Origin of the sequence: Defluviimonas salinarum (assembly GCF_026013545.1) — a bacterium.
GTDB lineage: Bacteria > Pseudomonadota > Alphaproteobacteria > Rhodobacterales > Rhodobacteraceae > Albidovulum > Albidovulum salinarum.
On record NZ_JAPDOG010000001.1, the window covers coordinates 82,086 to 108,338 of the forward strand.

The window sequence follows — 26,253 nt, forward strand, 5'->3', positions numbered from 1 at the left end:
GCTCTGTTCTTCGTTTCGATTTCCGTCCCGTCGTCGTCAGTAAGAGCAACTGCGGCGGTAGCGTCGCCCGTCGTTGCCGGTCCCGAACCCGTTCATGACCACCGAGACATTGAAATCCGTGCTGGGGTTCACACTAGTCGAGGACGTGAACCGACGCGAGAGCGAAAGATCGATCGTCGCGCATTCGCTGAGATAGGTCAGGCCGAGCCCGGCGCGGACCGCGCTCGCGGCCTCGAAGTCGTAGCGCCCCGAGATCCGGCCGCGCCAGTTGCGGCTGACGTCCCAGCGGGCATTCATCAGCAGTTCCGAGCTTGGCGACGGCCGGCCCTCGATCGGGTCCTCGACGAGCCAGAGATAGCTCGCCGCGACGGCGTAGCGGTCGCGCGCATAGGCGATGCCGAGCTCGTCGAGGCTGAAATCCAACCTGTCGTCGAAGAGCGCGCGGTTGACCACGGTCAGGCCCTGGCCGGAATCTACCCGCGCCGAGACGAGCCAGTCCGACGCCGTCCCGTCGAGCCCGCTGCCCGGCGTGAACTGGCCGAGGTCCTCGGCCCGGAAGATCCGGCCGGCCGTCACGCCCATCGACCAGCCGCCGGGCGCGTGGCGGGTCCAGCCGAACCCGACGTTGAGCCGCGTGCCGAGTTCGTGCCGGTCGGCGCCCGGGAAGCGATTGAAGCCGAAGAGGTTGCCCTCGTCGAAGGCGACCACCTGACTGTCCTCGTTGGGTACGTCGTCGGCCGTGTCGGGGCTCCAGACCAGCTGGACCACCGGTTCGAGCACCTGGCTTGCGCCGCGATCCTCGTAGCGGACCCAGGGCCAGCGGAGCTCGACCGCGCCGGCCGGTGTGAACCGGGTCACGGTGCCGGGATAGCTCGCGTCCTGGCTGATCGCGTAGACATCGGCGGTGGCCTGGAGCTCGGTCGAGACGACCATGCCATTGGCGAGAACCCAGTTGCGGCGCCAGTCGCCCCGGAGCGTCGCGCGCGCGACGTCGCGGCCGTCGGTGATGCCGTCGCCGTTGGCGTCGGTGTCGATCTCGGAACTGCGGCGCAGGGAATGGGACTGCACCGTGATCTGGCCCTCGCCGCCGAGCTGGCTGGGCGCGAAGCGGCGCTTGAACGTCACATCGCCGACCCAGGTCGGCAGTACCGAATTGTCGTCGCCGGAGCGGATCGACCAGTAGCGGAAGAGCCGCGCGTCGATATGTTCGTTGCGCCGCGTCCGGGTCACCGAGACGCCGCTCCTGAGCCGGTCCGTCTCGCTGATGTCGTAGTCGAGCAGGTAGGCGTCATCGGTCACGCCTTGCAGCGTGAAGTCGAGCCGGAAGTCGCGCGGCAGTCGGAAGCTGCCTTCGGCGAAGAGATAGCCGCGGGTCTTGCCGGGAACGATGTCGTCGTCGCTCAGGGCGCCGTTGAACTCGACCGTCCCGGTGCGGAACGCCTCGCGGTAGCGGAACTCCAGCGTTTGGGTCCGGCTTAACGAGAGATAAGGCGTGAACGTGACGTCGCGGCTGTCGCCGAGCGGCAGGAAATAGGGCAGCTTGACGCCGAAGCCGAGGGCCGAGGTCGTGCGGAAGCGCGGAATCAGGAAGCCCGGCGCGCGGTCGAGCGTCGGGTCGGGCATCCGGAGGCGCGGCGTGTAGAAGATCGGCACGCCGGAGACGCGGAACTGCGCGTGCTGGTAGTAGAGCATGCGCTTCTCGCGATCGTGGATCACCCGGCGGGCGCGGATCTCCCAGAGCGGAACGGGGTTGCTCGGGCAGACCTGGCAGGAGGAAGCGACGACCTTGTCGAAGGCGGTGTAGCGGCCGCCGCCCGTGCGCCGCAGTTCGACGGCGGCGAGCTGGAGCTGCTGGTCGAGCATCATCCGCGCGCTTCGGAGCACCCCCTCGGTCAGGTCGCGTGACATTTCGCCGGAATCGGCGAGCGCGACCGCGCCCTGGCCGTCGATCAGCTTGATCGGGCCGGTGATGAGGATCCGGTCGCCGGTGCTGTCGTAGACGATCTTCTCGGCGGTGAGCCGGGCGCCCTTGTAGAGCACCTCGACCGCGCCCTCGGCGGTGAGCGTGTCGTCGCCCGTGAGGTAGACCCGGTCGGCGACGAGCGTTGCCGTGGCCTGCGCGGCATCATCCTGCGCGACGGCGGGGCTTGCGAGCAGAAGGGCCGCGATCACGGCGGCAATCAGGCGCATCAGCCGTCCTCCAGATGCAGCACGAGGCTCAGCGACAGGAGGGCCGCCGCGAGCGGCGGGCTCCAGGCGGCGAGCGCGACCGGGATCTGGCCATTCTCGCCGAGGACCTGGGCGAAGTTGCGCAGGAGAAAGATCGCGAAGCCCGAGACGATCGCCAGGAGCACCATCATCCCGGTGCGGCCCGAGCGGGCGTGGCGCATCGTGAAGCCGGCGCCGACCAGCACCATCGCGACGAGCAAGAGCGGCAGCGCGAGCTCCATCTGTAGCCAGACATTGTGTTTGCGCGCCGAGAAACCGGCGCGTTCGAGGCTGTCGATGAAGGCCGGCAGTTCCCAGATCGGGATCGTCGAGGGCGCGCCGAAGCTCTCGCGGATCTGGTCAGCGGTGAGGTCGGAGGCGAGGCGAAAGACATCGAAGCGGGTCGCGTCGCGTTCGGGATTGGCGCCGAGCACGAAAGGCCAGCGCTTGGCATCCCTCAGGATCCAGGCACCTTCGCCCAGCGTCGCCTCCGCCGCGTCGACCCGCGAAACCGGGCCACTTTCCGGCGCGAAGGTGGTGAACGAGACGCCGTAGAGCGTGGTGCCGTCGGAATTGGCGCGCGCGGCGCGGATCACGGTCTGGCCGTCGGGGCCGCCCTGGCGGAGCCAGAGGCCTTCGCGGGACACCGACAGCACGTTGCCGTCGCCGAGCTTGTAGCGGCTCGACAGTTCCTCGTACCGCTTGGCGGTGCCCGCGACGATCGGGTTGAGGATCGTGATCGCGATCGCGCCGATGACGAGGGCGGCGGCGAGCGGCGCCATGAGCATGCTCAACGCCGAGCGGCCGGCGGCGCGGATCACCACCAGTTCGGAGGAGCGCGCGAGCGCGAGGAAGAGAGCGATCGCGGCGAGGATCACCGTCATCGGCAGGATCCGGTAGGCCGATTGCGGCGTGTTGAGGAGCGCCAGCTCGGCGGTGGCGGCGAGGCTGAGGCCCTGGTCCGCGAAGCGGCGGATCTCCTCGACCATGTCGATCAGGTAGAGCACCGCGAAGAAGCCGGCGAAGACCATGAGGAACATGGTGAAGAAGCGCCGGGCGATGTAGAGCGACAGGATCATGACGCCACCGCCCCGACGAGGTCGTGCCGCACCCGCCGGCTCCGCCCCGAGATCGACAGGAGCGCGACGGCGGCCGCAAGACCGGCAAGGATCGGCAGGTAGACGACCGGCCAGAGCTCGGGGTCGCGGGTGGCCATGTTGGTGGCGCCGTTGACGAGGAACTGCACGCCGATCAGCAGGAAGACCGCGACCACGATCTGGCGCCAGAGCCCGAAGCGGCTGTAGCCACCGGTCAGGAGCGTCGAAAACCCGATCAGCGCGGCGACGACGGCGAGGAACGGCTGCGAGAGCCGCTCGTGGCCGGCGAAGAGCATTTCGTTCCGGCTCGCGCCGATCTGCGCGGCCATCGCGGGATCCGGCCAGAGCAGGGTCGCGGTCGAAGCCTCGTCCACCGTGGGCTTGCCTTCGCCCGGCCGGCCGATCAGCGCGCCGATGTCGTAGGAATAGTTCTCGAACCGCGTCAGGGCGAGCGTCTTGGTCTTGGTGTCGAGCGTCTGGATCATCCCGTCGAACATCACCAGTTTCGGCCCCGACTCGGTCCGGACCAGGAGCGCCCGTTCGGCGGTATAGGCGGTGCGCTCGCCCGGGGAACGCATGTCGGAGAGGTAAAGGTCAAGCAGCTCGCCACTCGGGGTGATCTCGCGGATATAGGAGGTGATCTGCGGCGCTGGATGCAGGAAGTCGCCGTCGCCGAGGAACCGCGCGGCGACATTCTCGGCGATCTCGGCGCGCCGCTCGGAGAGCTTGGCCCGGCTCGCCGGGACCAGCGCATGGACGAGGACCGCCATCATCAGGCCGACGACGAGGCCGAAATAGAGCACCGGCCGCGCCAGCCGGAAGGGCGAGAATCCGGTCGCCTGCATCACCACGAGCTCGCTCTCCGAGGAGAGCCTGTTGGTGACGTAGACCGAGGCGATGAAGGCCGCGACCGGCAGGACGAGGCGGATCACGTTGGGCAGCGTGAGCGCGGTGAATTCGAGGAAGACCCAGGCCGACTGGCCGTCGGCGATCAGCTGGTCGAAGAGCAGAACCGCCCGGTTGACCCAGTAGACCGCCACGAGGACGAGCGCGAAGAAGCCGAAAAGCATCATCAACTGCGACAGCATATACCTGTCGAATCTGGACACTTCGTCTTCTCCTGTTTCCTGCGCGCCCATCCCTAGCCGAAAGCTTCGGGCGGGAAAACTCCTATCTGGCCAAGCACCGGAGCCGCCTGTAGGGTCCGGCAAAACCACGCCGGAGATCCCAGATGAGCGCACCCGTCGCCGTGACCTTCACCGCCACCGATTTCGATGCCCTGACCGCTGCCACAGGCCGGATAGCCGTGATCCTCGCTCCCGATGCGCGGCCCGGAACGGTCGCGCGCCGGCTCGACCGGCAGATGAAGGGGGCGATCACTCGCGCGATGGAAGGCAAGGCCTGGGGCAAGCTCAAGCCCGGCGAGGCGATGGACCTGGGTTACCCGGCGGGGCTTCAGGCCGAGGCGGTGCAGCTCGTGAAGCTCGCCCGCCGCGCTTCGGTCGCGGAGGCGCGCAAGGCCGGTGCCGCGATCGGCAAGGCTTTGGGCGAGGGTGGCGTAACGGTCCTTGCCGCGAACCATCCGCGCGCCGCCGAGATCGCGCTCGGCCTCGCGCTTCGGGGCTACGAGTTCGCCGAGTACCGCACCGCCGAGAAGCCCGCGAAGGGCGCGGCGGTGGTCATGGTCGACAAGCCCGAGGATGCCGGGGCGGCCTTCGCGCCGATGGCGGCGGTGGCCGAGGGCGTCTGCTTCACCCGCGATCTCGTCAACGAGCCCGCCAACGTGCTGACCACCAGCGATTTCGCCGACCGGCTGGCGGCGATGAAGAAGCTCGGCCTCGCGGTCGAGGTGCTGGAGGAGAAGGATCTCGAAAAGCTCGGGATGCGGGCGCTTCTGGGCGTGGGGCAGGGGTCGGAAAGCCCCTCCAAGGTCGTCGTCATGCAGTGGAACGGCGGCAGGAAGGGCGAGGCGCCCTTCGCGCTCGTCGGCAAGGGCGTGGTGTTCGACACCGGCGGCATCTCGATCAAGCCCGCCCTGGGTATGGAGGAGATGACGATGGACATGGGCGGCGCGGGCGTCGTCGCCGGGGTGATGCGGACGCTCGCTCTCCGGAAAGCCAAGGCCAATGTCGTCGGCCTCGTCGGGCTCGTCGAGAACATGCCCGACGGCAAGGCGCAGCGGCCGGGTGATATCGTCAAATCGATGAAGGGCGACACAATCGAGGTTATCAACACCGATGCCGAGGGGCGGCTCGTGCTGGCCGACGTGCTCTGGTACGCGCAGGAGCGGTTCAAGCCGACCGGCATGATCAACCTCGCGACGCTCACGGGCGCGATCATCATCGGGCTCGGCCACGAGAACGCGGGCGTGTTCTCGAACGACGACAAGCTCTGCGCGGCGTTCCTGAAGGCGGCGGACGCCGAGGGCGAGGGCGCCTGGCGGATGCCGATGGGGCCGGCCTATGACGAGCTGATCAAGTCGCGGCTCGCCGATATCAAGAACACCGGCGGGCGGCCCGCGGGCTCGATCACCGCGGCGCAGTTCCTGCGCCGCTTCGTCAAGGACGAGACGCCGTGGTGCCATCTCGACATCGCCGGGGTGGCGCTACCGCCGAAGGAGACCGTGCTCGCGCCCAAGGGGGCGTCGGGCTGGGGGGTGATGGCGCTCGACCGGCTGGTACGCGACATGCTGGAGGGCTGATGGGCAACGCGCTCTTCTACCACCTGACGCGGTCTCCCTTGGAGGCGACCTTGCCGATGCTCTTGGCGAAGTCGCTGCAGGCGGGCTGGCATGTGGTGGTGCGGGGGCGCGGGGCGGAGCGTCTCGACTGGCTCGACCAGAAGCTCTGGCTCGGGGGCGAGGAGAGCTTCCTGCCGCACGGCATCGCCGGGGGGCCGCATGACGCGCTGCAGCCGGTTCTGTTGACCCTCGGGGCGGAGGCGCCGAACGGCGCGCAGTGCCTGATGGCGGTCGATGGCGCTGAGATCGGTCCGGAGGAATGCCGCGCGCTGGAGCGGGTCTGCGTGATCTTCGACGGTAACGACCCGGCGGCGGTCGAGCGCGCGCGCGGCCAGTGGAAGGCGCTGACCGGCGCCGGCGTACCGGCGCAGTACTGGAGCGAGGAGAGCGGCCGCTGGCAGAAGAAGGCGGAGAGCGGCTGAAGCCGGCGGTTACGCGATGCGAAACTCGGCGATCCGTTTTTGCGACCGACCAAGCCCTCGCAGCCGTTTTCTGAGCAGGATGGCCGAGACGCGAAGGCGGCGGAGCTTGTAGCGGAGCCAGTCGCCGGCCGAATCCACCTTCGGCCGCGGCGCGTTCGAAATCGTGGTCTCGGCAACCTCGGGCGTGATACCTTCGCCCCGCGGCAGGAATATCGCCTGCATCGCGCAGGCCGGCTCGACCTGGTACATGCGCAGTCCGACGGTCAGATTGATGGCGGCATCCGCCGGCGGCAGGAGACCTGGCAGACTCGCGAGCAGCCGCCGCGCGCCGTCGGGCCAGAGCAGGTACGCCGCGGCCCCGGCGCTGTCGCGGAACACCTCCGCCAGCATGTGACCCGTCGCGCCGATGGCAACGCGCCGGCCGAGGAGCTTGGGGAGGGTGAAGGTCTCGAGCGTCACGCAGTCGAGACCGGATCTGTGCTGCAGCACGTCAAGCACGGCGGCAGTGGCGGGGCCAAGCACCGCGTCGTCCTCGAGGATGAGCCGCGGTTGGGTACCGGCGGCCACCTCGGACCAGGCCTGCCGGTGGCTCAGGGCGCAGGCGATCTCGCTGGCCCTGAGCGGCCGGCACCACGCTCTTTGCCACCGCGCGAGATCGGCGGCCTGAATCCCGGCAGCGTTCACGGCATCGAGGAGCCGGTGCGGAAGCCCGAGCCGGCCAAGCTGCGCCTCCTGCATCGCCCGCCGGGCCGCGGCGGACCGAAGGCTGATGACGAGCGCCTCGACGGTCATGGGCGGCGCCTCCTGTTTGGGGGGCGCTGCAGGATCCGCGGCAGCGGCATTCAAGCCTGGCGCGCCGCGATCCGGTCAGCGCCTCAGGATCATCCTGTCGCGCGAGAATGTTACCTCGTGGCGGCCGAGATAGCTCATTCCGAGTAGTGATGTGTCAAGTTCGCCGCCATTGACGACGGCGGGCACGTTGGCATCGCTCACGCCGCCGAGCGCCAGCGTGTCGAGCCGCACCGGCGCGGTCGCGACGCGGCCGTTCGCGGTCATCGCGGTGCCGAAGTAGTTCAGGCCTTCGGGATCGAGCCCCGCCCGCGCGGCGTCGCGCTGGGTGAGCACGATGTCGGTGGCGCCGGTGTCGACGACGAAGCGGACCGTCACGCCGTTCACCTCCGCCATGAGGTAGAAATGCCCGTCCGCGGCCGCCGGAACCTCGATACTGTCGCCGCGGATCACCGCCTCGGCTGGGCGGGCCGAGCGGCGGATGTCGTCCCAGAGCCCGGCGACGGCGATCGCGCCGAGGAAGATCAGCCCCCAGATCGCGGCCTGCTGCGCGACCTTGCCGAGCTGCCGGCGGTTGGCCAACAGGAAATAGCCGGCGATCACGGCGAGCAGGAGCCCGAGGTAGACGAGCCGCGGAAAGTCGCCGCTCTCCACGGGTCAAACCATCCCGGTTTCCCGCACGCCGTCGATGACGAACTGGACCGAAAGCGCGGCGAGGAGCATGCCGAGGAGCCGGGTGATCACCACGGTCCCGGTGCGCCCGAGCAGCCGCTCGAGCGGCGGCGAGGCGAGGAAGAAGAGGAAGGTGACCGTGAGCATCGCGAACATCAGGCCGAGCACCGTCAGCGTGCCCTGCCAGCCGCCGCCCGACTGCCCCATCAGGAGGATCATCGTGGCGATCGCGCCGGGCCCGGCGATCAGCGGCGTCGCGAGCGGGAAGACCGAGGGGTCGTGATGCGGGTCGGGGTGCTGGCCCTCGCGCCGCTGGGTGCGGCGTTCGAACAGCATGTCGAGCGCGGTGAGAAAGAGCAGGATTCCCCCGGCGATGCGGAAGGCCGACATCGAGATGCCGATGAAGCCGAGGATCGACTCGCCGAAGAGGCCGAAGAGCGTCAGGAGGCCGCCCGCGATCAGGCAGGCGCGGAGCCCGAGCCGGCGGCGATGGTCGGCATCCATGCCCTGCGTGAGCGCGATGAACATCGGCACCAGCCCCGGCGGGTCGATGACGACGAAGAGCGTGGCGAAGGCCGTGATCAGGAACGCGGTATCCATGCACAAGCCTTAGGGCCGGGGGCCGGTTTCGGCAAGAGCGCTCAGACCGCCTCCACGGCGTCCAGCCGCTCGGCCGCGGCCATCCACAGCGCCTCGGCGCGGGCAGTCGCCTCCTCGATCTCGGCGAACTTGCGGTTCCAGCCCTCGAGCTCCTGGATGCGGGCGTCCTCGTAAAGCGCGGGATCGGCGAGCTTGGCCGACAGCCGCTCGCGCATCTCGGCGAGCTTTTCGAGCCGCTCCTCGCATTTGCGGACCTCGGCCTTGAGCGCCAGGACCGCGTCGCGCGACACCGCGCGCGCCGGTTTCGGCTTCGCCTTCTCGGCGGGCTTCGCCGCCTCGTCGCCGGCCAGGAGCTCGCGCCGGTAGCTGTCGAGATCGCCGTCATAGGACGCGACCGCGCCGCCCTTCACGAGCCAGAGCCGGTCGGCGACGAGGCCGAGCAGATGCATGTCGTGGGAGACGAGGATCACCGCGCCGGAATATTCGGTCAGCGCCTCGACGAGCGCCTCGCGGCTCTCGATGTCGAGGTGGTTGGTGGGCTCGTCGAGGATCAGGAGATGCGGCGCGTCGAGCGTCGCCAGAAGGAGCGAGAGCCGCGCCTTCTGGCCGCCCGAGAGCCGGCCGACCACGGTCTCGGCCTGGTCGGCGCCCAAGCCAAAGCCCGCGAGCCGGGCGCGAAGCTTGGGTTGGCTCTCCTCGGGGCGGAGCCGCTGGATGTGCTGCAGGGGCGTCTCGCCGAGATGCAGCTCGTCGACCTGGTGCTGGGCGAAATAGCCGATTCGGAGCTTCGATGAGCGCACGACCTTGCCGTCACACGGTTGAAGCTTGCCCGCCAAAAGCTTGGAAAGCGTGGATTTTCCCTCGCCGTTACGGCCCAGAAGCGCGATCCGGTCGTCCTGGTCGATGCGCAGGGACAGGCGGCGCAGCACCGGCGGGCCGTCATAACCGACGGAGGTGCCCTCCATGGTGACGATCGGCGGCGAGAGCTGTTCGGGCTCGGGGAAGGTGAAGACCACCTTCTTCGCCTCCTCGGGGGCGAGGATCGGCGTCATCTTCTCCAGCATCTTGACCCGGCTCTGGGCCTGCACCGCCTTCGAGGCCTTGGCCTTGAAGCGGTCGACGAAGCTTTGCAGATGCGCGCGGCGCGCGTCCTGCTTCTTCGCCTCGGCCGCCTGCACCGCGCGCAGGGCCGCGCGCTGGCGGGCGAACTGGTCGTAGGGGCCGGACCAGAGCGTGAGCTTGCGGTTCTCCAGGTGCAGGATCGCGCCCACCGCGCGGTTCAGAAGCCCGCGGTCGTGGCTGATGATGATGACGGTATGGGGGTACCTGGCGAGATAGCTCTCGAGCCAGAGGGCACCTTCGAGGTCGAGGTAGTTGGTGGGCTCGTCGAGCAGCAGAAGGTCGGGCTGGGCGAAGAGCACGCCCGCGAGCGCCACCCGCATCCGCCAGCCGCCGGAGAAGTCCGAACAGGGCCGGCGCTGGTCGTCATTGTCGAAGCCGAGCCCCTTGAGGATCGCGCTGGCCCGCGCCTCAGCCGACCAGGCGTCGATATCGGCGAGCCGGTGCTGGATCTCGGCGATGCGGTGCGCGTCGGTCGCGGTCTCGGCCTCGGCCATCAGCTCGGCACGCTCGGTATCGGCCCCGAGCACGGTGTCGAGGAGCGAGGTCGCCGACGAGGGCACCTCCTGCGCCACGCCGCCGATCCTGGCGCGGGTCGGCAGCGCGATCTCGCCGCCCTCGAGCGCGAGCTCGCCGCGGATCAGCCGGAAGAGCGTGGTCTTGCCGGCGCCGTTGGCGCCCACGAGACCGACCTTGTGGCCGGCCGGAATCGTCGCCGAGGCGCCCTCGAACAGGGGGCGGCCTTCGACGGAATAGGTGATGTCGGCGATCCTGAGCATCGGCGCCGCCATAGCAGAGCCGCCCTGCCGCTGAAAGCGCCCTGCCTTCATCTTGCTGCAAATATCCCCGCCGGAGGCATCCGCACCCGACGCCCGCGCCACCTTTTCATTCGTGAAGACCCATGCTAGCAGGCGCGCGGATCATCCGACGCGCGGCACGACGCCCGGCGTCCCCCAATCAGAAGGCACATCACATGGCGATCGAACGCACGCTGTCCATCATCAAACCCGACGCGACCAACCGCAACCTGACCGGCAAGATCAACGCAAAGTTCGAGGACGCGGGCCTCCGCATCGTCGCGCAGAAGCGCATCAAGCTCTCGATGGAGCAGGCCGGCAAGTTCTACGAAGTCCACAAGGAACGCCCCTTCTACGGCGAACTGTGCGAGTTCATGGCTTCTGCCCCGGTCGTGGTGCAGGTGCTCGAGGGCGAGAACGCGATCGCGAAGAACCGCGAAGTGATGGGCGCCACCAACCCCGCCAATGCCGACGCCGGTACGATCCGCAAGGAATTCGCGCTCTCCGTGGGCGAGAACTCGGTCCACGGCTCGGATGCGGCCGAAACCGCGGCGCAGGAAATCGCCTTCTTCTTCTCGGGTCTCGAACTCGTCGGCTGACGAAAATTCTTTAAGAATTTTCGGACGATTTTTCCTTAAAAATCGTCTCAGCGCGGGCGGAGAAGCCCGATCTCATCGAGGACCGCTTCCAGCCGGGAGCGGTCCTTTCCCTTGGAGGGCATCGCCTCGGCCTTGAGCGCGTCGAAGCGGGTACGGAGCGCCTGTTTCTCGGCCCCCGCGCAATCGTTCCAGGGCCTTCCCTGAAGGCCCATGACCAGAACGTAATATCCGATGAAATGGGGGCGCGTTCCCGATTGCAGCAGCCTCAGATAGGCGGCGTCGGCGCCCATCGCCTCGATCTCCTCGGCCGAGCCGATGCCGGCGCGGGCGAAGGCGGCCTCGGAGGCGGGGCCCAGATTGGGGATCGCGGATACGGAGCGGGGCATCGGGACTCCTCGGTCGGAGCCCCGAGACTAGCGGCGCGGGCGCGCCGCCCGCAAGGGCTCAGATCGAGGCCCAGTCGGTGAAGATCGTCGCGCCCATCTGGCCGGAGACGCGCTCGCCTTCCGACTGCTGCTGCTGCCGCGAGACCGGCTGTTCCGCGCTCTGCTGGCGGGGCCGGGGGGTGCCGACGGAAGTCTGTTCAGACCGTTCCTGGCCCGCGTCCATCTGCCTTGGGTATTCCATCTCTTCGTTCCTTGCAGCGCGGCCCACGGGCCGCATTCGGTAGCCTGTCCTCATGCCATGCCAACACGTGACGGTGGCTTTGGCGCGGCGCAGATATGGTCGTGATCCGGCACCGTCAAGTCGATTCTGCGCCTCTTCGGCTTCCACGCCTAGCCGCAGCGCGGAAAGCCGCCGGAATGCGGGTCAATTCGGCAACAGTCGCTGTGCGCGATAGGTCACGATTGCCGATACGGAAACGGCTTCAGGCGGGTATCGGGGGGAGGCCACAACCGTCGATTGCGGAGTGAGTCTCGCCCGGGATCGGGTGGATCGGCGGCCCGGACTCGTCAGGGAAGTCAGGCGGTTACGCCCGGAAGGCGGCGGCGAAGGGCTCCGGCAGGTCGAACTCCGCGAGCGCCCGGGCGCGGGCCTCCGCGGACATCTTGCGCGCGGTCTTGGCGACGATGCGTTCAAGTTCCTCCGCGTTGCGGCCCTCGGCGAAGGGGGAGAAGTACCAGCGCAGGAAGGTGAAGCAGATCACGTCCTCGAGCGCCTGCACCTCGGCGTCGCGCTTGATGCCCTCCTTGCGCAGCATCGTGCCCACATGGGCGATCGTGGCCTCGTCATAGCCCGCTTCGGCCATGATCCCGCCCACCCGTCTGGCATGGAAGGCGGCGAGGTCGCGGCGCCAGGTGAGATAGCCCTCGCGGCCCTCGGGATAGTCGGAACGCGGCGAGGTCCAGCGCTCGATGTGCTGGCCGCGTGCGGCGATGCGGAGCGCATCCGAGGCCTCGGGAAAGAGTCGCTCCAGTTCCGCCGTCATGCGCTCGCCGTAGAGCCGCGCGGCCGGCGCGCCCTCGTGACGGTCGGGGTCCGCACTATTGGCGGCGTCGATGGCGGCGAGGGTGGTGGCGAGGCGGGTCATGGCGGTCCTTCATGCGGGGGGCAGGACGCACCGTCGCAAAGCCGCCGGGCGCGGTCAAGCCGCGCCCGGGGCCGGGGGTCAGATCTCGACCTCGACGCGGCCGATCGCGTGCGAGCAGCAGGCCAGCACATAGCCCGCCTCGACGTCCTCCTCGCTGATGCCGCCGTTGTGGACCATGTGGACCTGGCCCGAGCGGGTCTTGACCTTGCAGGTGCCGCAGACGCCGATATTGCAGCCCGAGGGGATGTTGAGCCCCGAGGATTTCGCGACCGCGAGGATCGTGTCGGTTTCGGCGCAGGTGGAGACGACCTCGGAATTGACGAAGGCGATCTCGGCCTTCGCGGTTTCCTGCGGCACCACGTCGTCGGGGATCTCGATGTCCTCGACTCGGAGCACCGGGGCCTGGAACGTCTCCTGGTGGTAGCGCGACATGTCGTAGCCGAGCGCGTGGAGCATGTCGCGCACCGACTGCATGAAGCCCTCGGGGCCGCAGCAATAGACGTCGCGCTCGAGGTAATCGGGCGCCATAAGGCCGAGCATGAGCTGGTTGAAGTAGCCGCGATAGCCGGTCCAGACCTCGTAGGGTTCCTCGTGCTCCACGACGAAGTTGAGCCTGAGGCCCTGCACCCGGCTCGCCATGTATTCCAGCCGCTTGCGGAACACGATGTCCGACGGGCGCTTGGCGCAGGTGACGAAGCTGATGTCGGGATCCTCGCCGCGTTCGAAGAGGAACGAGGCCATCGACATCATCGGCGTCACGCCGGTACCGGCCGAGATGAAGAGGTACTTGCCGTCCGGCTGGCGCGGCAGGTGGAAGACGCCGCCCGGCCCCTTGACGTTGATCCGCATGCCCGGCTGGAGGTGTTCGAACATCCAGCGCACGCCGACGCTGTCGGGCTGCATTTTGGCGGTGATCGTCACATAGGCGTTCGAGGTCGGGCTCGAAGAGATGGTGAAGGTCCGCCACACCGTGCCGCCCGGCGCCGGCAGTTCCAGCGTGAGGAACTGGCCGGCCCGGAACAGGAACGTGCCCCCCGAGGGCGGCCGGAACGAGAATGTCTTCACGTTCGGCGCCTCGGGAATGACCATCACGCATTCCAGGGGTTCGCTGTCATTCCAGAGCGGCGTGTTTTCGCGCGGCATCGGGATCATGGGCGTTACTCCGCAGCGATGACTTTGCGGCCGACCATCCGGTTCTGCAGCGTCGCGACATACCAGTCGATGAACTGGATCACGCCGCTTTCCTGCAGGTCCGAATAGGGGCCGGGTTCGTAGGCGGGCGAGTTGATGCCGAGCTGGTTCTGCTCGACGACGTGGCGGTCCTCGTCGTTGGTCGCTTCCCAGACCTCGGTCAGGCGCTGGATGTCGTAATCCTCGCCCTCGACCGCGTCCTTGTGGACGAGCCAGGTCGTGGTCACCTGCGTCTCGGTCGGGCTGACCGGGAGGACGCGGAAGTTCAGGACGTGATCCGACAGGAAGTGGTTCCAGGTGTTGGGGTAGTGGAAGAAGAGAAGCGAGCCCGCGTTGGCGAAGGGCATGCCGGGCAGCATCTTCTTCACCGCCGCCTTGCCGTCCATCGTGTAGCTGACCGCGTCGCCGACGAAGGGGATGCGGACGAGGCGCCACTGTTCGTTGGGGTCGATGATGTATTTCGACGGCAGGCCCGCGGCCTCGCAGCGCGCGACATGGGCCGCACCGGCGGGCGAGGAGACGCTGTCGTCGGCGCCGACGAGGTTCGGGTCGTCGTTGAAGGTGCGGCAGAGCGACGGATGCGAGCCCGAGCAATGGTAGCACTCGCGGTTGTTCTCCAGCACGAGCTTCCAGTTGCCCTTCTCGATGATCGTCGACTGGTGCGCCACTTTCAGGTCCGCGAGCGTGTGCTTGGCGGTGTAGCGGTCGGCTTCGGCCTTCACGGGCGCGAAGTCGGGCGCGGTCTCGGCGAGGCAGATGAAGATCATGCCGGCGGCCATGTCGCAATGGACCGGCTTCAGCCCGTGCTTGGACGCGTCGAAGTCCTTGCCCATGTCGCGCGCCCAGAGGAGGCGGCCGTCAAGCTCGTAGGTCCACTGGTGGTAGGGGCAGACGAGCTTCGGGTTCGAGCCCTTGGCGGTCTGGCAGATCCGGCTGCCACGGTGGCGGCAGGAATTGTGGAAGGCGCGGACGACATTGTCGTTGCCGCGCACCACGATCACCGAATAGTCGCCGATCTGGACGGTGACGAAGTTGCCTGGCTTGGCAATCTCGGGCGCGGAGGCGACGTAGACCCAGTCGCGGGTCCAGATCAGCCGCATGTCGGCGTCGTAGACCTCGGGGGCGGTGTAGAAGTCACGGCCAAGCGAGGTCTTCGGGCGGCGCGAGAGTAGCTGCGAGAGGATGTCGGAATCGCGAAGCATGGGCGGGGTCCTTGAGGCGGCCGGCGGCCGTGGGTGGAATGCCGGGCGCTTATGAGCCGAAAACGACAGAGGTGGAGCGTCGAAAGCGACATCTTGCCACCGATAATTGACGCTGTGGAAACGGCCGCCGCCGCGCGGTCCCGCCCGGCCGGTGCGGCGGCCGCGCCACACTTTTGCGCGATCTGGTTTCCGTGCCGTCGATTTGCCGCTATGGAGAGCGACGAACGGACTAAGGCCTGTCCTGCCTCGCGGGGCGGACGGCCGACGGAGATACGGATATGACCCCTTTCGCCATTGCCGGCGTGCAGATGCATGTCAGCGCGCTCAACTCCAACGTTGAAGGCATGATCCATCGCCTCGATATCCTGATGGCGCGCTTCCCCTGGACCCAGATGGTGCTCTTCTCGGAGCTGGCGCCCTACGGCCCGCTGCCGCGCTTCGCGCAGCCCTTCGAGAACGAGGCGCTCGACCAGTTCCGCGCCGCGGCACGGCGCTACAAGGTCTGGCTGATCCCCGGCTCGATGTTCGAGAAGGCCGAGGACGGGCGGATCTACAACACTTCCGCTGTCATCGACCCGACGGGCCATGTGGTCAGCCGCTACCGCAAGATGTTCCCGTTCAGACCTTATGAATCGGAAGTCGAGGCCGGAACCGAGTTCTGCGTCTTCGACGTGCCCGAGGTCGGCCGCTTCGGGCTCTCGATCTGCTACGACATCTGGTTCCCGGAGACGACGCGCCAGCTCACCTCGGCCGGGGTCGAGGTGCTGTTGCACCCGGTGCTGACCGGCACCACCGACCGCGACGCGGAACTGGCGATCGCGCGGGCGACGGCGGCGCAGTTCCAGTGCTACGTCATCGACGTGAACGGCTTGAGCGCCGGCGGCGTCGGGCGTTCGCTCGTCGTCGATCCGGCGGCGACGGTGCTGCACCAGTCGGGCGGACAGGAGGACATGTTCCCGATCGAGGTCGATCTCGATCAGGTCCGGCGTCAGCGCGAGACCGGGATCAAGGGCCTGGGCCAGGTGCTGAAGAGCTTCCGCGACCGCTCGGCGGAGTTCAGCGTCTACGACCGGACGAGTGGAGCGGATGCCTATCTCAAGACCCTCGGGCCTCTGGAGATGCCGCGTCAGGGCTCGCGGCTCGGGCTGGAAATACCGGTTGTGAGCGCTCACACAATGTCGCATGCTGTTCACAATCTGGCCTTCCATTCGGCGAGATCGGATGCGGAGGACCTTCCGCCACCACTGGCGGACAAATCAGCGAGCGGCTGAGCGCTCGGGTCTGCCGAGCGCGCGCTGACCCGCAAATCCTCGGTCGCCGTATAAAACGGGGACGAGGCCATGCAATCGGTCAACGACTACTATTCGGCGATCCAGCTCCGCTCGGACCGGTGGAGCGCGTTGCGCGCGGCCACCGCCGCGCTGGCGCGCGACCCCTCGGGCCGCAAGGCGGACGCCCTGCGCAAGGAGATCGAACGGCTCTTCGACGCGCTGGCGCTGGTCGAGACCTACTGGGCCTTTCCGGGCGTACAGGCCTTCGACCATCTCCGGCGGCAGTTCGAGCACGGCAATCTCGACGATCTTGCCTTCGGCACCCACCGAGCGGCGCGGGCGCTGGCCACCGGCGCCTATCGCCGCCGCCACATCCCACTCGACCGCGACAGTGCCGATGCCGAGGATCACGAGGACGAGGCGATGCTCTCGCCCGAGGCGCGGGCTCTGGCGCGGCACTATTTCGAGGTGATGATCGTCGACGACCTGAACGAGCATCAGGAACGCTGGCTTAGGAACAACGTCCAGCGGATGCGGCGGCCGGAGGACCCGTTCGTCTACGAGACCGTGGTCGTGCCGAGCCTGGAGGACGCGCTGATCGGCATCCTCTTCAACCACAACGTCCAGGCGGTCGTGGTGCGGCCGGGGCTGACCCTGAAGTCGAAGACCGATCTGCCGATCCTGAAACGCTACCTGAACCGCGCCGGCGGCGCAGAGGGGATCGAGTCGCTGAAGGCAGAGGATTACGGGCCCGAGCTCTGTCGGCTCATCGCGAAAGTGCGGCCGGAGCTCGACGCGTATCTCGTCACGGAGCGCTCGGTCGAGGAGATCGCCGGGCTCGATCTCGGTATCTGCCGGCGGGTGTTCTACAATCAGGAGGACTTCCTCGAACTGCATCTCAACATCCTCCGGGGCGTGCAGTCGCGCTACAAGACGCCGTTCTTCACTGCGCTGGTGGAGTATTCCAAGCAGCCGACGGGCGTCTTCCACGCCATGCCGATCAGCCGCGGCAAGTCGATCTCGCGCTCGCACTGGATCCAGGACATGGGGGCGTTCTACGGGCCGAACATCTTCCTCGCCGAGACATCGGCGACGAGCGGGGGGCTCGACAGCCTCCTTGAGCCGCACGGGCCGATCAAGAAGGCGCAGGAACTCGCGGCGCGGGCATTCGGCGCGAAGCAGACCTTCTTTGCCACGAACGGCACCTCGACCTGCAACAAGATCGTGGTGCAGGCGCTGATGCGGCCGGGCGACATCGTGCTGATCGACCGCGACTGCCACAAGTCGCACCATTACGGCATGGTGCTCGCGGGCGCGCAGGTCGTCTACCTCGACAGCTATCCCTTGAACGACTACTCGATGTACGGCGCGGTGCCGCTGAAGGAGGTCAAGCACCAGCTCCTGAAGCTGAAGGCCGCGGGCAAGCTCGACCAGGTTCGGATGCTCCTGCTCACGAACTGCACCTTCGACGGCATCGTCTACAATGTCGAGCGGGTGATGGAGGAATGCCTCGCCATCAAGCCCGACCTGATCTTCCTCTGGGACGAGGCGTGGTTCGCCTTCGCCCGTTTCGGCCCGACCTACCGCCAGCGCACCGCGATGAACGCCGCGAACAACCTGCGCGAGAAGCTCAGGAGCCCCGAACAGGCCAAGGCCTGGGAAAAGCAACAGGAGAAGCTGAAGGACGCCGACGAGGCGACGCTCCTCAAGACCCGGCTCGTGGCGCCGCCGGAGGCGCGGGTGCGTGTCTATGCGACCCAGTCGACCCACAAGACGCTGACCTCGCTCCGGCAGGGCTCAATGATCCATGTCAACGACCAGGACTTCAAGGGCGAGGTCGAGCAGAGCTTCCGCGAAGCCTACATGACCCATACCTCCACGAGCCCGAACTACCAGATCATTGCCTCGCTCGATGTCGGGCGGCGGCAGGTCGAGCTTGAAGGGTTCGAGTTCGTCCAGCGCCAGGTCGAGGCGGCGATGTCGATGCGCAAGGCGATCGCGACCCATCCATTGTTGCAGAAGTACTTCAAGGTGCTGGCTGCGGGCGACATGATCCCGGCCGAGTATCGCGAGAGCGGCGTCGAGAGCTACTACGATCCCCATCAGGGATGGACCGATATCTGGGAATGCTGGGAGCGCGACGAGTTCGTTCTCGACGCGACGCGGGTGACGCTCGCGGTCGGCGGGACCGGCTGGGACGGCGACACGTTCAAGACCAAGATCCTGATGGACAAGTACGGGATCCAGATCAACAAGACCTCGCGCAACACGGTCCTCTTCATGACCAATATCGGCACGACGCGGTCCTCGGTCGCCTATCTCATCGAGGTGCTGGTCGAGATCGCCAACGAGCTTGACGAGCGGCTCGACGATGCCTCGAAGATGGAGCGGCTGGCCTTCGAGCACCGGGTCAAGGCGCTGATGGTTGACCTGCCGCCCCTGCCGGACTTCTCGCGTTTCCACGACGCCTTCCGCAGCGACCAGAGCACCACCGAGGGCGACATCCGCACCGCCTTCTTCCTCAGTTACGACGAGAACAACTGCGACTACCTCGCGCTCGACGGCTCGATCCGGCAGGCGATGAAATCGGGGCGCGAGGTAGTTTCGGCCTCGTTCATCATCCCCTATCCGCCGGGCTTTCCGATCCTGGTGCCGGGGCAGGTGGTCAGCGAGGAGATCCTCGCCTTCATGCGTGCGCTCGACGTCAACGAGATCCACGGCTACCGGCCCGACCTCGGGCTTCGCGTCTTCACCGAAGAGGCGCTCGACAATCTGGTGAAAAACAAGCTGCCGAAAGCGGCGGAATAAACAGGGGAGAGACAGATGGCGACCAGAGAACTGCAGAACATTTCCGAGATCCGCCGGCATTTTCACCGCAACGAGGATCCGGTCTATTTTATCTCGGCAACCAATTTCAACCTGCTGGGTATCGACGAATGGTGCAAGAATTTCAAATACATATGTTATATCGACTGCTATGATGGCCGCCACCCGAACGTCTTCTGCCCCTCCGAGCAGCCGCATGCCGAGTTCCAGTCGATCGAGGAGATCAACAACTACCTTCTGCAGCACAAGGAGGTGATCGACCTCATCAAGCGGCGCGGCGGCAAGCCGAAGTTCGTCTTCCTGATGTTCGACGAGGAGACCGAGCGGCTGTCGAAGGAGCTTGGCGCCGAGGTCTGGTTCCCGAAGGCGAAGCTGCGCACGAAGTGCGACAACAAGATCGAGACGGTGAGGATCGGCAACAAGGCCGGGGTGCCCTCGGTGCCGAACACGCTTTCCGAGGTGAAAAGCTACGAGCACCTGAAGAAGATCTGCGACAAGGCCGAGCTCGGCCATGACCTCGTGCTGCAATCGGCCTTCGGCGATAGCGGCCACACCACCTTCTTCATCAAGTCCGAGGCCGATTTCCGCCGCCACGAGCACGAGATCGTCGGCGAGGGCGAGATCAAGATCATGAAGCGGATCGACTGCCGCGGCTCGGCGATCGAGGCCTGTGCGACGAAGGAGGGCACGATCGTCGGACCCCTGATGACCGAGCTTGTCGGCTTCAAGGAGCTGACCCCCTATCGCGGCGGCTGGTGCGGCAACGAGATCTTCTCCACCGCCTTCCCGCCGAAGACCCGGCAGCGGGCGCGGGAGCTGACCTTCCAGTTCGGCGAGCAGCTTCGGAAAGAGGGCTATCGCGGCTATTTCGAGCTCGATTTCCTCATCGACAAGAAGACCGGCGAGATCTGGCTCGGCGAACTCAACCCGCGCATCACCGGCGCCTCGTCGATGACCAACCACGCGGCCTTCGCCCATGCCGACGCGCCCTTGTTCCTGTTCCACCTGCTGGAGTTCTCGAAGAAGAAGTTCCACCTCGACGTCGAGGCGCTGAATGCTCGTTGGGCCGATGCCGAGATGATCGACTCGTGGAGCCAGATGGTGATCAAGCATACCGACGACAGCGTCGACATCGTCACTCATGCGCCGCAGACCGGGATCTACCGGATGCTCGAGGACGGCCGCGTCGTCTATGACCGCTTCGACTATCACCGCCGCGCGGTCGAGAGCGAGAACGAGGCTTTCTTCCTCAGGATCCTGCGCCCCGGCGATTTCCGCTACGAGGGCGCGGACCTTGGCATCCTCGTCACGCGCGGCCGCTCGATGACCAATGGGTTCAAGCTCAACGAACGGGCGAAGAAGTGGATCCACGGCATCAAGCAGGGCTTTGCTGCCAAGCCGTTCGAGGCGGTGCAGGCAGGGCCGGCCTTCGCCGACCCGGCCTTCAAGATCATGTAGCGCCGGCCCGGATGGGCCGGTCCTCCCGGTATGGACTTTCTCTGGCGCGCCATCGACGAGACCGAGCCCGGCCCGAAATGGGCCGCGCTCTTTCACGAGTATTGGCCCGACTACCACCGCTGGTGGCTGCGGGAGGGCGAGGAGCCGCGCCCGCCCTACTGGGAGAGCAAGCGGGCGCTGAAGGACCACATGCCCGAGCTGGTGCCGCTCTACGAGCGGCTCTGCGAGCTTGCCGGCGGCGGCGACCACGCGGCGCGATTCCTGTCGTTCTGGAGGCCGCCGCCCTACCTTTCGGGCTGTTCGCAGGCGATCTGGCCGGGACGTGAACCGGTCCTGGTCCGGAATTACGACTACAGCCCGCGTGCCTTCGACCGGCTCATGCTTCGGACCGGTTGGCTTGGCCGTACGGTGCTCGGCACCAGCGACGGGCTCTGGGGGCTCGTCGACGGCATGAACGATGCCGGGCTCGCGGTCTCGCTCACCTTCGGCGGACGGCGGATCGTCGGCGAAGGCTTCGGCGTGCCGCTGATCCTGCGCTATGTGCTTCAGACCTGCGAGACCGCCGAGGAGGCGGGCAGGGTGCTCGCCCGCGTGCCGACGCATATGAGCTACAACGTCACCGTGCTCGACGCGAAACGGCGCTTCCTCACCGCGCTGATGGCGCCCGACCGGCCGGCGCAGATCACCCATGCGGCGGTCGCCACCAACCACCAGAAGACGGTGGAATGGATGAGCCACGCGCGGATGACCGCGACCGTGCAGCGCGAGCGGTTCCTCCTGCAGCGGCTCACGCTCCATGTCGAGCCGCAGGAGAAGTTCATCTCGGCTTTCCTGCGCCCGCCGCTCTACTCGACCGCCTATTCGCTCGGCTTCGGCACGCTCTACACCGCGGTCTACCGACCGCGGCTCGGCCAGATGGAGCTGCGCTGGCCGCAGGCGTCATGGGCCTTCGACATAAACGATTTCGTCGAGGACGCGCGCGCGATCTACACGCCGGATCACGGCTACCGGGTGATCTGACGGGGCCTCGCATTCTCGCGGATTTGCGAGGCTTCGACGTTCCTGAATTGGCAGGTGGGCCATTTCAATTGTGGGGGCTTAGGCCATTTTCCATCGCCAATGAGATACGCAAAGTCGATCTCCGCCGCATAAAGGTTCTTCGGTATTCTTCACCCCACGATTTTGTCAGGTGGGACCGGTACCTTGACCCCGCAATTGTCGATCCAAAAGAGCGCAAAATAGTTTCCAGCCACAGGCTCTGGAGGTTCGGCTGACCAATCAATTGCCGCTTCGCGCGCGTATAAAATATACCGACCGCGACCAATTAACTTATCCCACAAGCCGGGTTGCTTTATTCCGATTCGGGTATTCCCATAAATCTCATCCGGGATACGCCCTTCCGAAATAATGCCGCAGCAATCGGGAAACGCAGTCCGATACTGCACTACGTGTGGGAATGAGCCGATTTCGCTCTCGGGGCCGCGCAACTCGCGCGCGTCATCCTTAAAGGCAGGTGAAAAAGTGGTCGGGAACAACCCCTCTATCGCGCGATCAAGGAGCACCGACTTGTGAGGGAACAACGGCCCGCCCCGGAGGCAAATACCCACGCCGCTCGCGGCTCCCGAGGCCATGTACACACCTGCGGTAGCGGCGCCCGCCAACAGCACTGCACGCGACAGTTTGCGCCCGCTATCCATCTTGCGCCTCAGTCGGTCCTGCATCAACCCTCACTCGGCCACCCCTCCGCCTCCGAAGTGGCCCGCGTCGCGCCCATCTTCTCCATCATCTCGATCTCCACAAGTGCGCCGATATGGGGGGAAGGCGCAACTCGCCTTCCTTCACCGCCAAGCGGAATTTGGCGATAACGCGGCCGGTCTTGGCGCGGCCGGGCGCGCCGCTCATTGGTTCTCAACCGAATGCCCGGCGCGTGGCGTCGAGGGTGGTGCCGAGCAGGTGGTCGGCGGCCTCCTGGTCCTCGGCCTCGGCGTAGCAGCGGAACTCCGGGGCGTTGCCGGAGGGGCGCAGATGCGCGACGGCGCCGTTCGCGAAGGTCACGCGCAGCCCGTCGGTGAGGTCGATCGCGGCCTCCGGGCCGGCGGCGACGAAGAACCGGGCGCGGGCCGCGGGGTCGTCCACGAGGCGCCGGATGAGCGCCTCTCCCTGCGCCGGGGCGATGCCGGCGAGCCGGTCGCTCGCGGTGCGGCGGCCGGGCAGTTCGGCGACGAGCGCGGAGAGCGGGAGCCGGCGCCGCGCCGCCTCGGCCAGCGGCACGAGGATCGGCAGCACCGCGTCGCGGGTCATCAGCGGCGCGATCCGCCCCGCGCGCGTCTCGGCAGTGTAGCCGAGGAGGAAGCCGCCGTTGGCCTCGAAGCCCGCGACCCGGGGGCCGGGCCGCGCCATCGCCTCGGCCATTGCGGCGATGACATGGGGCGAGCCGATCCGGGTGCGGCGGGTGCGCGCGAAGCGGCCCGAGGCCTCGATCAACGAGTTCGAGGTGATCGGCGTCACGACGATGTCGGCGCCGAGGCCGCCATAGGTTCTTTCCAGCCTCAGTTCGGTCGGGAATTCGTGCGGCGCCAGCGGCTGGATCACCCGGTGGTCGAATGTGGTGCCGATTTCATGACGGAACTTTCGCGATACGGTCGAAATGTACGCTCCAGCGTGCTGTGGGAAGATGCGCGCGCGCTCCTCCTCGGTCATTTCCTCGCGGTGTACTTGGTCAGGCTCTCCTCGAAGCCCCAGAAGGACGCGGTCGGGCAGCACAGGCCATCCCTGAGCGGATCGATCACACACCAGGCCATTTCAACTCTCCTTTGATGCTGCGGTCCTCGTTCTCGACCTTCTTCATGCCGCCATCGAGAACGTCGAAACAGAGGTTCGTGTGCCCGAGCGCTTGGTCTCCCAAATAGCAGGTCATTGTGTGGCAACTCCTCCGCTGGCCGCCCCCATCTTCTGGGGAACCGACCGCCCGCCGAGCTTCACTTCGCCCAACACATGCGCGCCCTGAAATCCCTTCTGGCCCACGAAACCGGGCAGAGCCCCCATGTCGGGGCGCACGATCCGGTTGCCACCGCTGTCAAATGCCATCTGATCCAATACCCTTTGTGAAATCGCTACTGCGGCATGTACGCGCTACTGCTGCGGCTTCGGTTCGCTGAAATGCAGCCCACTTAACACGGCCGCCTGCAGTCTCTCGGCGAAGGTGTCGGAGATGTACGTGCCCTGCCCAAACTTGTCGTGCCAGGCGTGATGGTTCCCGATCGCATCAACGGAGAAAACGACGGAGAACGGCTCACCTTTCACTGGTTCGAAGAACCCTCGCTCGTTGCGCGGGTAGGTCAGCGTGGGGTGATAGGTATCCAGCCGGTTGCAGATGTTCAGCCAGTAGCGGTCGCCGACCTTCTCGTCCTTGATGAAGATCTCCATCGGAAAGAACTGATGCACGCCGGGCTCCAGCTCCTCGAGGATGTCCTTGAAGGTCTGGTTGACGAGCAGGCAGCTCGTATAGCTGTCCACATCGAGCAGCGGGAAGATATCGAGGCCGCGGCCGATCCGCTGCAGTTTGGTCGGCATGTGGTCGGGCTTCATCGGGCGGCCGCTTTTCAGGCCACGCCGGGTGATCAGCCCCCCCCCATCCGGCGTCGGATCGACGATCTCGACTTTGTCGATGTCCCCGTCCAGCGCCTTGTAGCCGGGTTGCGAGCCGAGATAGTCGGTGACGTATTTGCCGCCCGAGATGTGATAGACCATTCCTTCAACCTTTCGCTCTTCCGCGCCCTCTGCCTGGACGCCGCCGCCCAACATCGCGGCCGTCGCCCCGACCGCCACCGCCCTGCGGGTCATCAGCCCGGTCATATCATTGCTCCGGCCCGCCCGCCTTCTCGGACCCCATCTTCTTCAGCACCTCGGCGTCCACGAGGCGCGTCACGTTCGGATGGAGCCTCAGGTTCCCCTTCTTCGCCATCTGCTTGGCATTGGCGATGACCCGGCCCGTCGTTTCGCGGTTCCGCGCGATGATGTCGAGAAGCCGGTTGACGCCGCCCGGCTGCCAGTCCCCGGGCTTGAGGCGCACCGGGAAGGTGCCCGCCTTGATCTGGTCGCGGATGGGGGCGGCGGCGCGGGGATCGCGCCGGGGGGCGTTCATTCGCGCTCAACCAAGGGCGCGGCGCGTGGCGTCGAGGGTGGTGCCGAGCAGGTGGTCGGCGGCCTCCTGGTCCTCGGCCTCGGCGTAGCAGCGGAATTCCGGGGCGTTGCCGGAGGGGCGCAGGTGCGCGATGGCGCCGTTCGCGAAGCGCAGGCGCAGCCCGTCGGTGCGGTCGATCGCGGCCTCCGGTCCGGCGGCGGCGAAGAACCGGGCGCGGGCCGCGGGGTCGTCCACGAGGCGCTGGATGAGCGCCTCTCCCTGCGCCGGGGCGATGCCGGCGAGCCGGTCGCTCGCGGTGCGGCGGCCGGGCAGTTCGGCGACGAGGGCGGAGAGCGGGAGCCGGCGCCGCGCCGCCTCGGCCAGCGGCACGAGGATCGGCAGCACCGCGTCGCGGGTCATCAGGGGCGCGATCCGCCCCGCCGGGGTTTCGGCGGTGTAGCCGAGGAGGAAGCCGCCGTTGGCCTCGAAGCCCGCGACCCGGGGCCCGGGCCGCGCCATCGCCTCGGCCATCGCGGCGATGACATGGGGCGAGCCGATGCGGGTGCGGCGGGTGCGCGCGAAGCGGCCCGAGGTCTCGATCAGCGAGTTCGAGGTGACCGGCGTCACGACGATGTCGGCGCCGAGCGCCGCGGCGGTGAGCGTGCCGAGAATGTCGCCGGCTATGACGTGCCCGGCCGCGTCGGCGACGAGCGGGCGGTCGCCGTCGCCGTCGGTGGAGACGATCGCGTCGAGTCCGAGCGTGGCGGCCCAGCCGGCGAGGCGCGCCGCGGTGCAAGTGTCGATCGCCTCGGTGTCGAGCGGCACGAAGGTCGTGCTGCGGCCGAGCGGCACGACCTCGGCGCCGAGCGCGGCGAGAAGTCCGGCGAGGAGGTCGCGGGCGACCGAGCTGTGCTCATAGAGGCCGAGGCGCATCCCGGCGAGCGTGTCGCGCGCGAAGGCGGATCCGTAGCGGGCGAGATAGCCGGCGCCGGCGGCGGCGTCGGTCTCGGGACAGACGGGCCGCATCGGCGGCGGCGGGCGCAGGGCGGCGCGGATCGCGGTCTCGTCGGCCTTGGTGATCTCTCCCCGCGCGGTGAAGAACTTGAGCCCGTTGCGGTCGGCGGGGATATGGCTGCCGGTGACCATGATCGCCGGCACGCCCGCGGCCATCGCGGCGAGTGCCAGCGCCGGTGTCGGCAGCGTGCCGCAGTCGCGGACCGCGACACCGAGGCTCGCCGCGCCGGCCGCGACCGCCGCGGAGATGCGCGGCGAGGAGGGGCGCAGGTCGCGCGCGAGCATCAGAAGGCCGCTATGCGGCACCGCCTGGAGAAAGGCGCGCGCATTGGCGGCACAGATCGCGTCTGTCAGGTCCGCCACCGGCCCGCGGAGCCCGCTGGTGCCAAAACCGATGGTCATAGCCTTCCCACCTCGCCATCTACCCTAGCGTCCTCCGAAAGCGATCTCACGTCAAGGTAAAGGAAAAATTAAGAAATTCGCCGCAACTCTAGGGAAAGGCGCTTGGTGCCTGCGGTTGCGGGGAGGACGCGGGAAATGGCCACGAGAGGAACGTGCGGACAAGCGGATCGCGGCATCGGCGGCGGTGCGGCG

26 protein-coding genes are annotated in these 26,253 nt (G+C 67.3%); 7 read left to right on the top strand and 19 right to left on the bottom strand.

The genetic code is table 11. The features are described from left to right. Positions 1-36: 36 nt before the first annotated feature. The 3 genes from OM960_RS00455 to lptF are packed head-to-tail and all read right to left on the bottom strand — an operon-like array spanning position 37 to position 4,414. Positions 37-2,190 carry an LPS-assembly protein LptD gene (locus tag OM960_RS00455; protein ID WP_264770718.1) on the bottom strand — a complete coding sequence of 718 codons (2,154 nt, stop codon included), beginning with the start codon at positions 2,188-2,190 and terminating at the stop codon, positions 37-39. Beyond that, the gene (gene lptG, locus OM960_RS00460) at positions 2,190-3,287 is read right to left on the bottom strand and encodes an LPS export ABC transporter permease LptG (RefSeq protein ID WP_263332101.1); all 1,098 of its coding nucleotides are present in this window, start codon (positions 3,285-3,287) and stop codon (positions 2,190-2,192) included. Before lptG ends, OM960_RS00455 begins: the two co-directional genes overlap by 1 nt. Then, a complete protein-coding gene (lptF, locus tag OM960_RS00465) occupies positions 3,284-4,414 on the bottom strand; it encodes an LPS export ABC transporter permease LptF (protein ID WP_264770719.1) in 1,131 nt (376 codons plus the stop codon). Before lptF ends, lptG begins: the two co-directional genes overlap by 4 nt. A gap of 122 nt (positions 4,415-4,536) precedes the next feature. Between lptF and OM960_RS00470 the strand changes: the two genes are divergently transcribed. Beyond that, positions 4,537-6,006 carry a leucyl aminopeptidase gene (locus OM960_RS00470; protein WP_264770720.1) on the top strand — a complete coding sequence of 490 codons (1,470 nt, stop codon included), beginning with the start codon at positions 4,537-4,539 and terminating at the stop codon, positions 6,004-6,006. Then, on the top strand, positions 6,006-6,467 hold the full coding sequence (locus tag OM960_RS00475; protein WP_264770721.1) for a DNA polymerase III subunit chi: 462 nt from the start codon (positions 6,006-6,008) through the stop codon (positions 6,465-6,467). Before OM960_RS00470 ends, OM960_RS00475 begins: the two co-directional genes overlap by 1 nt. A gap of 9 nt (positions 6,468-6,476) precedes the next feature. Here the strand turns inward: OM960_RS00475 and OM960_RS00480 are convergent, their stop codons facing one another. From OM960_RS00480 to OM960_RS00495, 4 genes are all read right to left on the bottom strand, one after another. Beyond that, entirely contained in the window at positions 6,477-7,259 is a 783-nt protein-coding gene (locus OM960_RS00480; protein ID WP_264770722.1) for a glycosyltransferase family 25 protein, read from the bottom strand. A gap of 75 nt (positions 7,260-7,334) precedes the next feature. Next, on the bottom strand, positions 7,335-7,910 hold the full coding sequence (locus tag OM960_RS00485) for a retropepsin-like aspartic protease family protein (RefSeq protein WP_264770723.1): 576 nt from the start codon (positions 7,908-7,910) through the stop codon (positions 7,335-7,337). 3 nt (positions 7,911-7,913) lie between these two features. Beyond that, positions 7,914-8,528, bottom strand: coding sequence for a MarC family protein (locus OM960_RS00490; RefSeq protein WP_263332115.1), 615 nt, complete (start codon positions 8,526-8,528; stop codon positions 7,914-7,916). Positions 8,529-8,569: 41 nt separating this feature from the next. Then, entirely contained in the window at positions 8,570-10,426 is a 1,857-nt protein-coding gene (locus OM960_RS00495) for an ABC-F family ATP-binding cassette domain-containing protein (protein WP_264770950.1), read from the bottom strand. Positions 10,427-10,620: 194 nt separating this feature from the next. Here OM960_RS00495 and ndk point away from each other — a divergent pair, with 194 nt between their 5' ends. Beyond that, positions 10,621-11,043: a nucleoside-diphosphate kinase gene (ndk, locus tag OM960_RS00500; protein WP_263332117.1), complete on the top strand. Its 423-nt coding sequence runs from the start codon at positions 10,621-10,623 to the stop codon at positions 11,041-11,043. A gap of 47 nt (positions 11,044-11,090) precedes the next feature. Here ndk and OM960_RS00505 read toward each other — a convergent pair whose 3' ends face one another. The 5 genes from OM960_RS00505 to OM960_RS00525 form a co-directional block, all read right to left on the bottom strand. Further along, positions 11,091-11,429, bottom strand: a complete 339-nt coding sequence (locus tag OM960_RS00505; RefSeq protein ID WP_264770724.1) for a TfoX/Sxy family protein — start codon at positions 11,427-11,429, stop codon at positions 11,091-11,093. Positions 11,430-11,487: 58 nt separating this feature from the next. After that, the gene (locus tag OM960_RS00510) at positions 11,488-11,670 is read right to left on the bottom strand and encodes a hypothetical protein (RefSeq protein WP_264770725.1); all 183 of its coding nucleotides are present in this window, start codon (positions 11,668-11,670) and stop codon (positions 11,488-11,490) included. 343 nt (positions 11,671-12,013) lie between these two features. Further along, the gene (locus OM960_RS00515; RefSeq protein WP_264770726.1) at positions 12,014-12,574 is read right to left on the bottom strand and encodes a DUF4202 domain-containing protein; all 561 of its coding nucleotides are present in this window, start codon (positions 12,572-12,574) and stop codon (positions 12,014-12,016) included. A 78-nt stretch (positions 12,575-12,652) separates the two neighbouring features. Beyond that, a complete protein-coding gene (locus OM960_RS00520) occupies positions 12,653-13,726 on the bottom strand; it encodes an FAD-binding oxidoreductase (RefSeq protein ID WP_290428493.1) in 1,074 nt (357 codons plus the stop codon). A 5-nt stretch (positions 13,727-13,731) separates the two neighbouring features. Next, entirely contained in the window at positions 13,732-14,967 is a 1,236-nt protein-coding gene (locus tag OM960_RS00525) for an aromatic ring-hydroxylating oxygenase subunit alpha (protein WP_264770727.1), read from the bottom strand. A 278-nt stretch (positions 14,968-15,245) separates the two neighbouring features. Between OM960_RS00525 and OM960_RS00530 the strand changes: the two genes are divergently transcribed. From OM960_RS00530 to OM960_RS00545, 4 genes are all read left to right on the top strand, one after another. Next, on the top strand, positions 15,246-16,238 hold the full coding sequence (locus OM960_RS00530; protein ID WP_263332127.1) for a carbon-nitrogen hydrolase family protein: 993 nt from the start codon (positions 15,246-15,248) through the stop codon (positions 16,236-16,238). 69 nt (positions 16,239-16,307) lie between these two features. Then, the gene (locus OM960_RS00535; protein WP_263332129.1) at positions 16,308-19,046 is read left to right on the top strand and encodes an aminotransferase class I/II-fold pyridoxal phosphate-dependent enzyme; all 2,739 of its coding nucleotides are present in this window, start codon (positions 16,308-16,310) and stop codon (positions 19,044-19,046) included. Between the two features lie 15 nt (positions 19,047-19,061). Then, positions 19,062-20,522: a biotin carboxylase gene (locus OM960_RS00540; RefSeq protein WP_264770728.1), complete on the top strand. Its 1,461-nt coding sequence runs from the start codon at positions 19,062-19,064 to the stop codon at positions 20,520-20,522. Positions 20,523-20,552: 30 nt separating this feature from the next. Continuing rightward, positions 20,553-21,542, top strand: coding sequence for a C45 family autoproteolytic acyltransferase/hydrolase (locus tag OM960_RS00545; RefSeq protein ID WP_264770729.1), 990 nt, complete (start codon positions 20,553-20,555; stop codon positions 21,540-21,542). Between the two features lie 149 nt (positions 21,543-21,691). On the opposite strand, the gene OM960_RS00550 is transcribed toward OM960_RS00545, so the two are convergent. The 7 genes from OM960_RS00550 to OM960_RS00580 form a co-directional block, all read right to left on the bottom strand. Further along, positions 21,692-22,243 carry a hypothetical protein gene (locus OM960_RS00550; protein WP_264770730.1) on the bottom strand — a complete coding sequence of 184 codons (552 nt, stop codon included), beginning with the start codon at positions 22,241-22,243 and terminating at the stop codon, positions 21,692-21,694. 187 nt (positions 22,244-22,430) lie between these two features. Then, positions 22,431-23,114: a phosphohexomutase domain-containing protein gene (locus tag OM960_RS00555; RefSeq protein WP_264770731.1), complete on the bottom strand. Its 684-nt coding sequence runs from the start codon at positions 23,112-23,114 to the stop codon at positions 22,431-22,433. A gap of 193 nt (positions 23,115-23,307) precedes the next feature. Next, positions 23,308-23,439 carry a hypothetical protein gene (locus tag OM960_RS00560; RefSeq protein ID WP_263332137.1) on the bottom strand — a complete coding sequence of 44 codons (132 nt, stop codon included), beginning with the start codon at positions 23,437-23,439 and terminating at the stop codon, positions 23,308-23,310. Then, complete coding sequence (locus OM960_RS00565) at positions 23,436-23,609, bottom strand: hypothetical protein (protein ID WP_264770732.1); 174 nt, start codon at positions 23,607-23,609, stop codon at positions 23,436-23,438. The genes OM960_RS00560 and OM960_RS00565 overlap by 4 nt, the downstream gene beginning before the upstream one ends. 45 nt (positions 23,610-23,654) lie before the next feature. Next, entirely contained in the window at positions 23,655-24,377 is a 723-nt protein-coding gene (locus OM960_RS00570) for an imm11 family protein (protein WP_264770733.1), read from the bottom strand. A gap of 1 nt (position 24,378) precedes the next feature. Continuing rightward, positions 24,379-24,666: a hypothetical protein gene (locus tag OM960_RS00575; RefSeq protein WP_263332144.1), complete on the bottom strand. Its 288-nt coding sequence runs from the start codon at positions 24,664-24,666 to the stop codon at positions 24,379-24,381. A gap of 6 nt (positions 24,667-24,672) precedes the next feature. Continuing rightward, a complete protein-coding gene (locus OM960_RS00580; RefSeq protein ID WP_264770734.1) occupies positions 24,673-26,061 on the bottom strand; it encodes a phosphohexomutase domain-containing protein in 1,389 nt (462 codons plus the stop codon). Positions 26,062-26,253 lie beyond the last annotated feature (192 nt).

What these genes read in the sequence shown, in the direction of transcription:
- OM960_RS00520 (WP_290428493.1), bottom strand. Translation starts at nt 13,726, where the DNA reads ATGATCCCGATGCCGCGCGAAAACACGCCGCTCTGGAATGACAGCGAA.
- OM960_RS00455 (WP_264770718.1), bottom strand. Translation starts at nt 2,190, where the DNA reads ATGCGCCTGATTGCCGCCGTGATCGCGGCCCTTCTGCTCGCAAGCCCC.
- OM960_RS00540 (WP_264770728.1), top strand. Translation starts at nt 19,062, where the DNA reads ATGGCGACCAGAGAACTGCAGAACATTTCCGAGATCCGCCGGCATTTT.
- OM960_RS00535 (WP_263332129.1), top strand. Translation starts at nt 16,308, where the DNA reads ATGCAATCGGTCAACGACTACTATTCGGCGATCCAGCTCCGCTCGGAC.
- OM960_RS00570 (WP_264770733.1), bottom strand. Translation starts at nt 24,377, where the DNA reads ATGACCGGGCTGATGACCCGCAGGGCGGTGGCGGTCGGGGCGACGGCC.
- OM960_RS00525 (WP_264770727.1), bottom strand. Translation starts at nt 14,967, where the DNA reads ATGCTTCGCGATTCCGACATCCTCTCGCAGCTACTCTCGCGCCGCCCG.
- OM960_RS00565 (WP_264770732.1), bottom strand. Translation starts at nt 23,609, where the DNA reads ATGGCATTTGACAGCGGTGGCAACCGGATCGTGCGCCCCGACATGGGG.
- OM960_RS00545 (WP_264770729.1), top strand. Translation starts at nt 20,553, where the DNA reads ATGGACTTTCTCTGGCGCGCCATCGACGAGACCGAGCCCGGCCCGAAA.
- OM960_RS00580 (WP_264770734.1), bottom strand. Translation starts at nt 26,061, where the DNA reads ATGACCATCGGTTTTGGCACCAGCGGGCTCCGCGGGCCGGTGGCGGAC.
- OM960_RS00550 (WP_264770730.1), bottom strand. Translation starts at nt 22,243, where the DNA reads ATGCAGGACCGACTGAGGCGCAAGATGGATAGCGGGCGCAAACTGTCG.
- OM960_RS00495 (WP_264770950.1), bottom strand. Translation starts at nt 10,426, where the DNA reads ATGCTCAGGATCGCCGACATCACCTATTCCGTCGAAGGCCGCCCCCTG.
- OM960_RS00480 (WP_264770722.1), bottom strand. Translation starts at nt 7,259, where the DNA reads ATGACCGTCGAGGCGCTCGTCATCAGCCTTCGGTCCGCCGCGGCCCGG.
- OM960_RS00475 (WP_264770721.1), top strand. Translation starts at nt 6,006, where the DNA reads ATGGGCAACGCGCTCTTCTACCACCTGACGCGGTCTCCCTTGGAGGCG.
- OM960_RS00490 (WP_263332115.1), bottom strand. Translation starts at nt 8,528, where the DNA reads ATGGATACCGCGTTCCTGATCACGGCCTTCGCCACGCTCTTCGTCGTC.
- OM960_RS00560 (WP_263332137.1), bottom strand. Translation starts at nt 23,439, where the DNA reads ATGACCTGCTATTTGGGAGACCAAGCGCTCGGGCACACGAACCTCTGT.
- OM960_RS00575 (WP_263332144.1), bottom strand. Translation starts at nt 24,666, where the DNA reads ATGAACGCCCCCCGGCGCGATCCCCGCGCCGCCGCCCCCATCCGCGAC.
- OM960_RS00470 (WP_264770720.1), top strand. Translation starts at nt 4,537, where the DNA reads ATGAGCGCACCCGTCGCCGTGACCTTCACCGCCACCGATTTCGATGCC.
- ndk (WP_263332117.1), top strand. Translation starts at nt 10,621, where the DNA reads ATGGCGATCGAACGCACGCTGTCCATCATCAAACCCGACGCGACCAAC.
- OM960_RS00505 (WP_264770724.1), bottom strand. Translation starts at nt 11,429, where the DNA reads ATGCCCCGCTCCGTATCCGCGATCCCCAATCTGGGCCCCGCCTCCGAG.
- lptG (WP_263332101.1), bottom strand. Translation starts at nt 3,287, where the DNA reads ATGATCCTGTCGCTCTACATCGCCCGGCGCTTCTTCACCATGTTCCTC.
- OM960_RS00515 (WP_264770726.1), bottom strand. Translation starts at nt 12,574, where the DNA reads ATGACCCGCCTCGCCACCACCCTCGCCGCCATCGACGCCGCCAATAGT.
- OM960_RS00510 (WP_264770725.1), bottom strand. Translation starts at nt 11,670, where the DNA reads ATGGAATACCCAAGGCAGATGGACGCGGGCCAGGAACGGTCTGAACAG.
- OM960_RS00530 (WP_263332127.1), top strand. Translation starts at nt 15,246, where the DNA reads ATGACCCCTTTCGCCATTGCCGGCGTGCAGATGCATGTCAGCGCGCTC.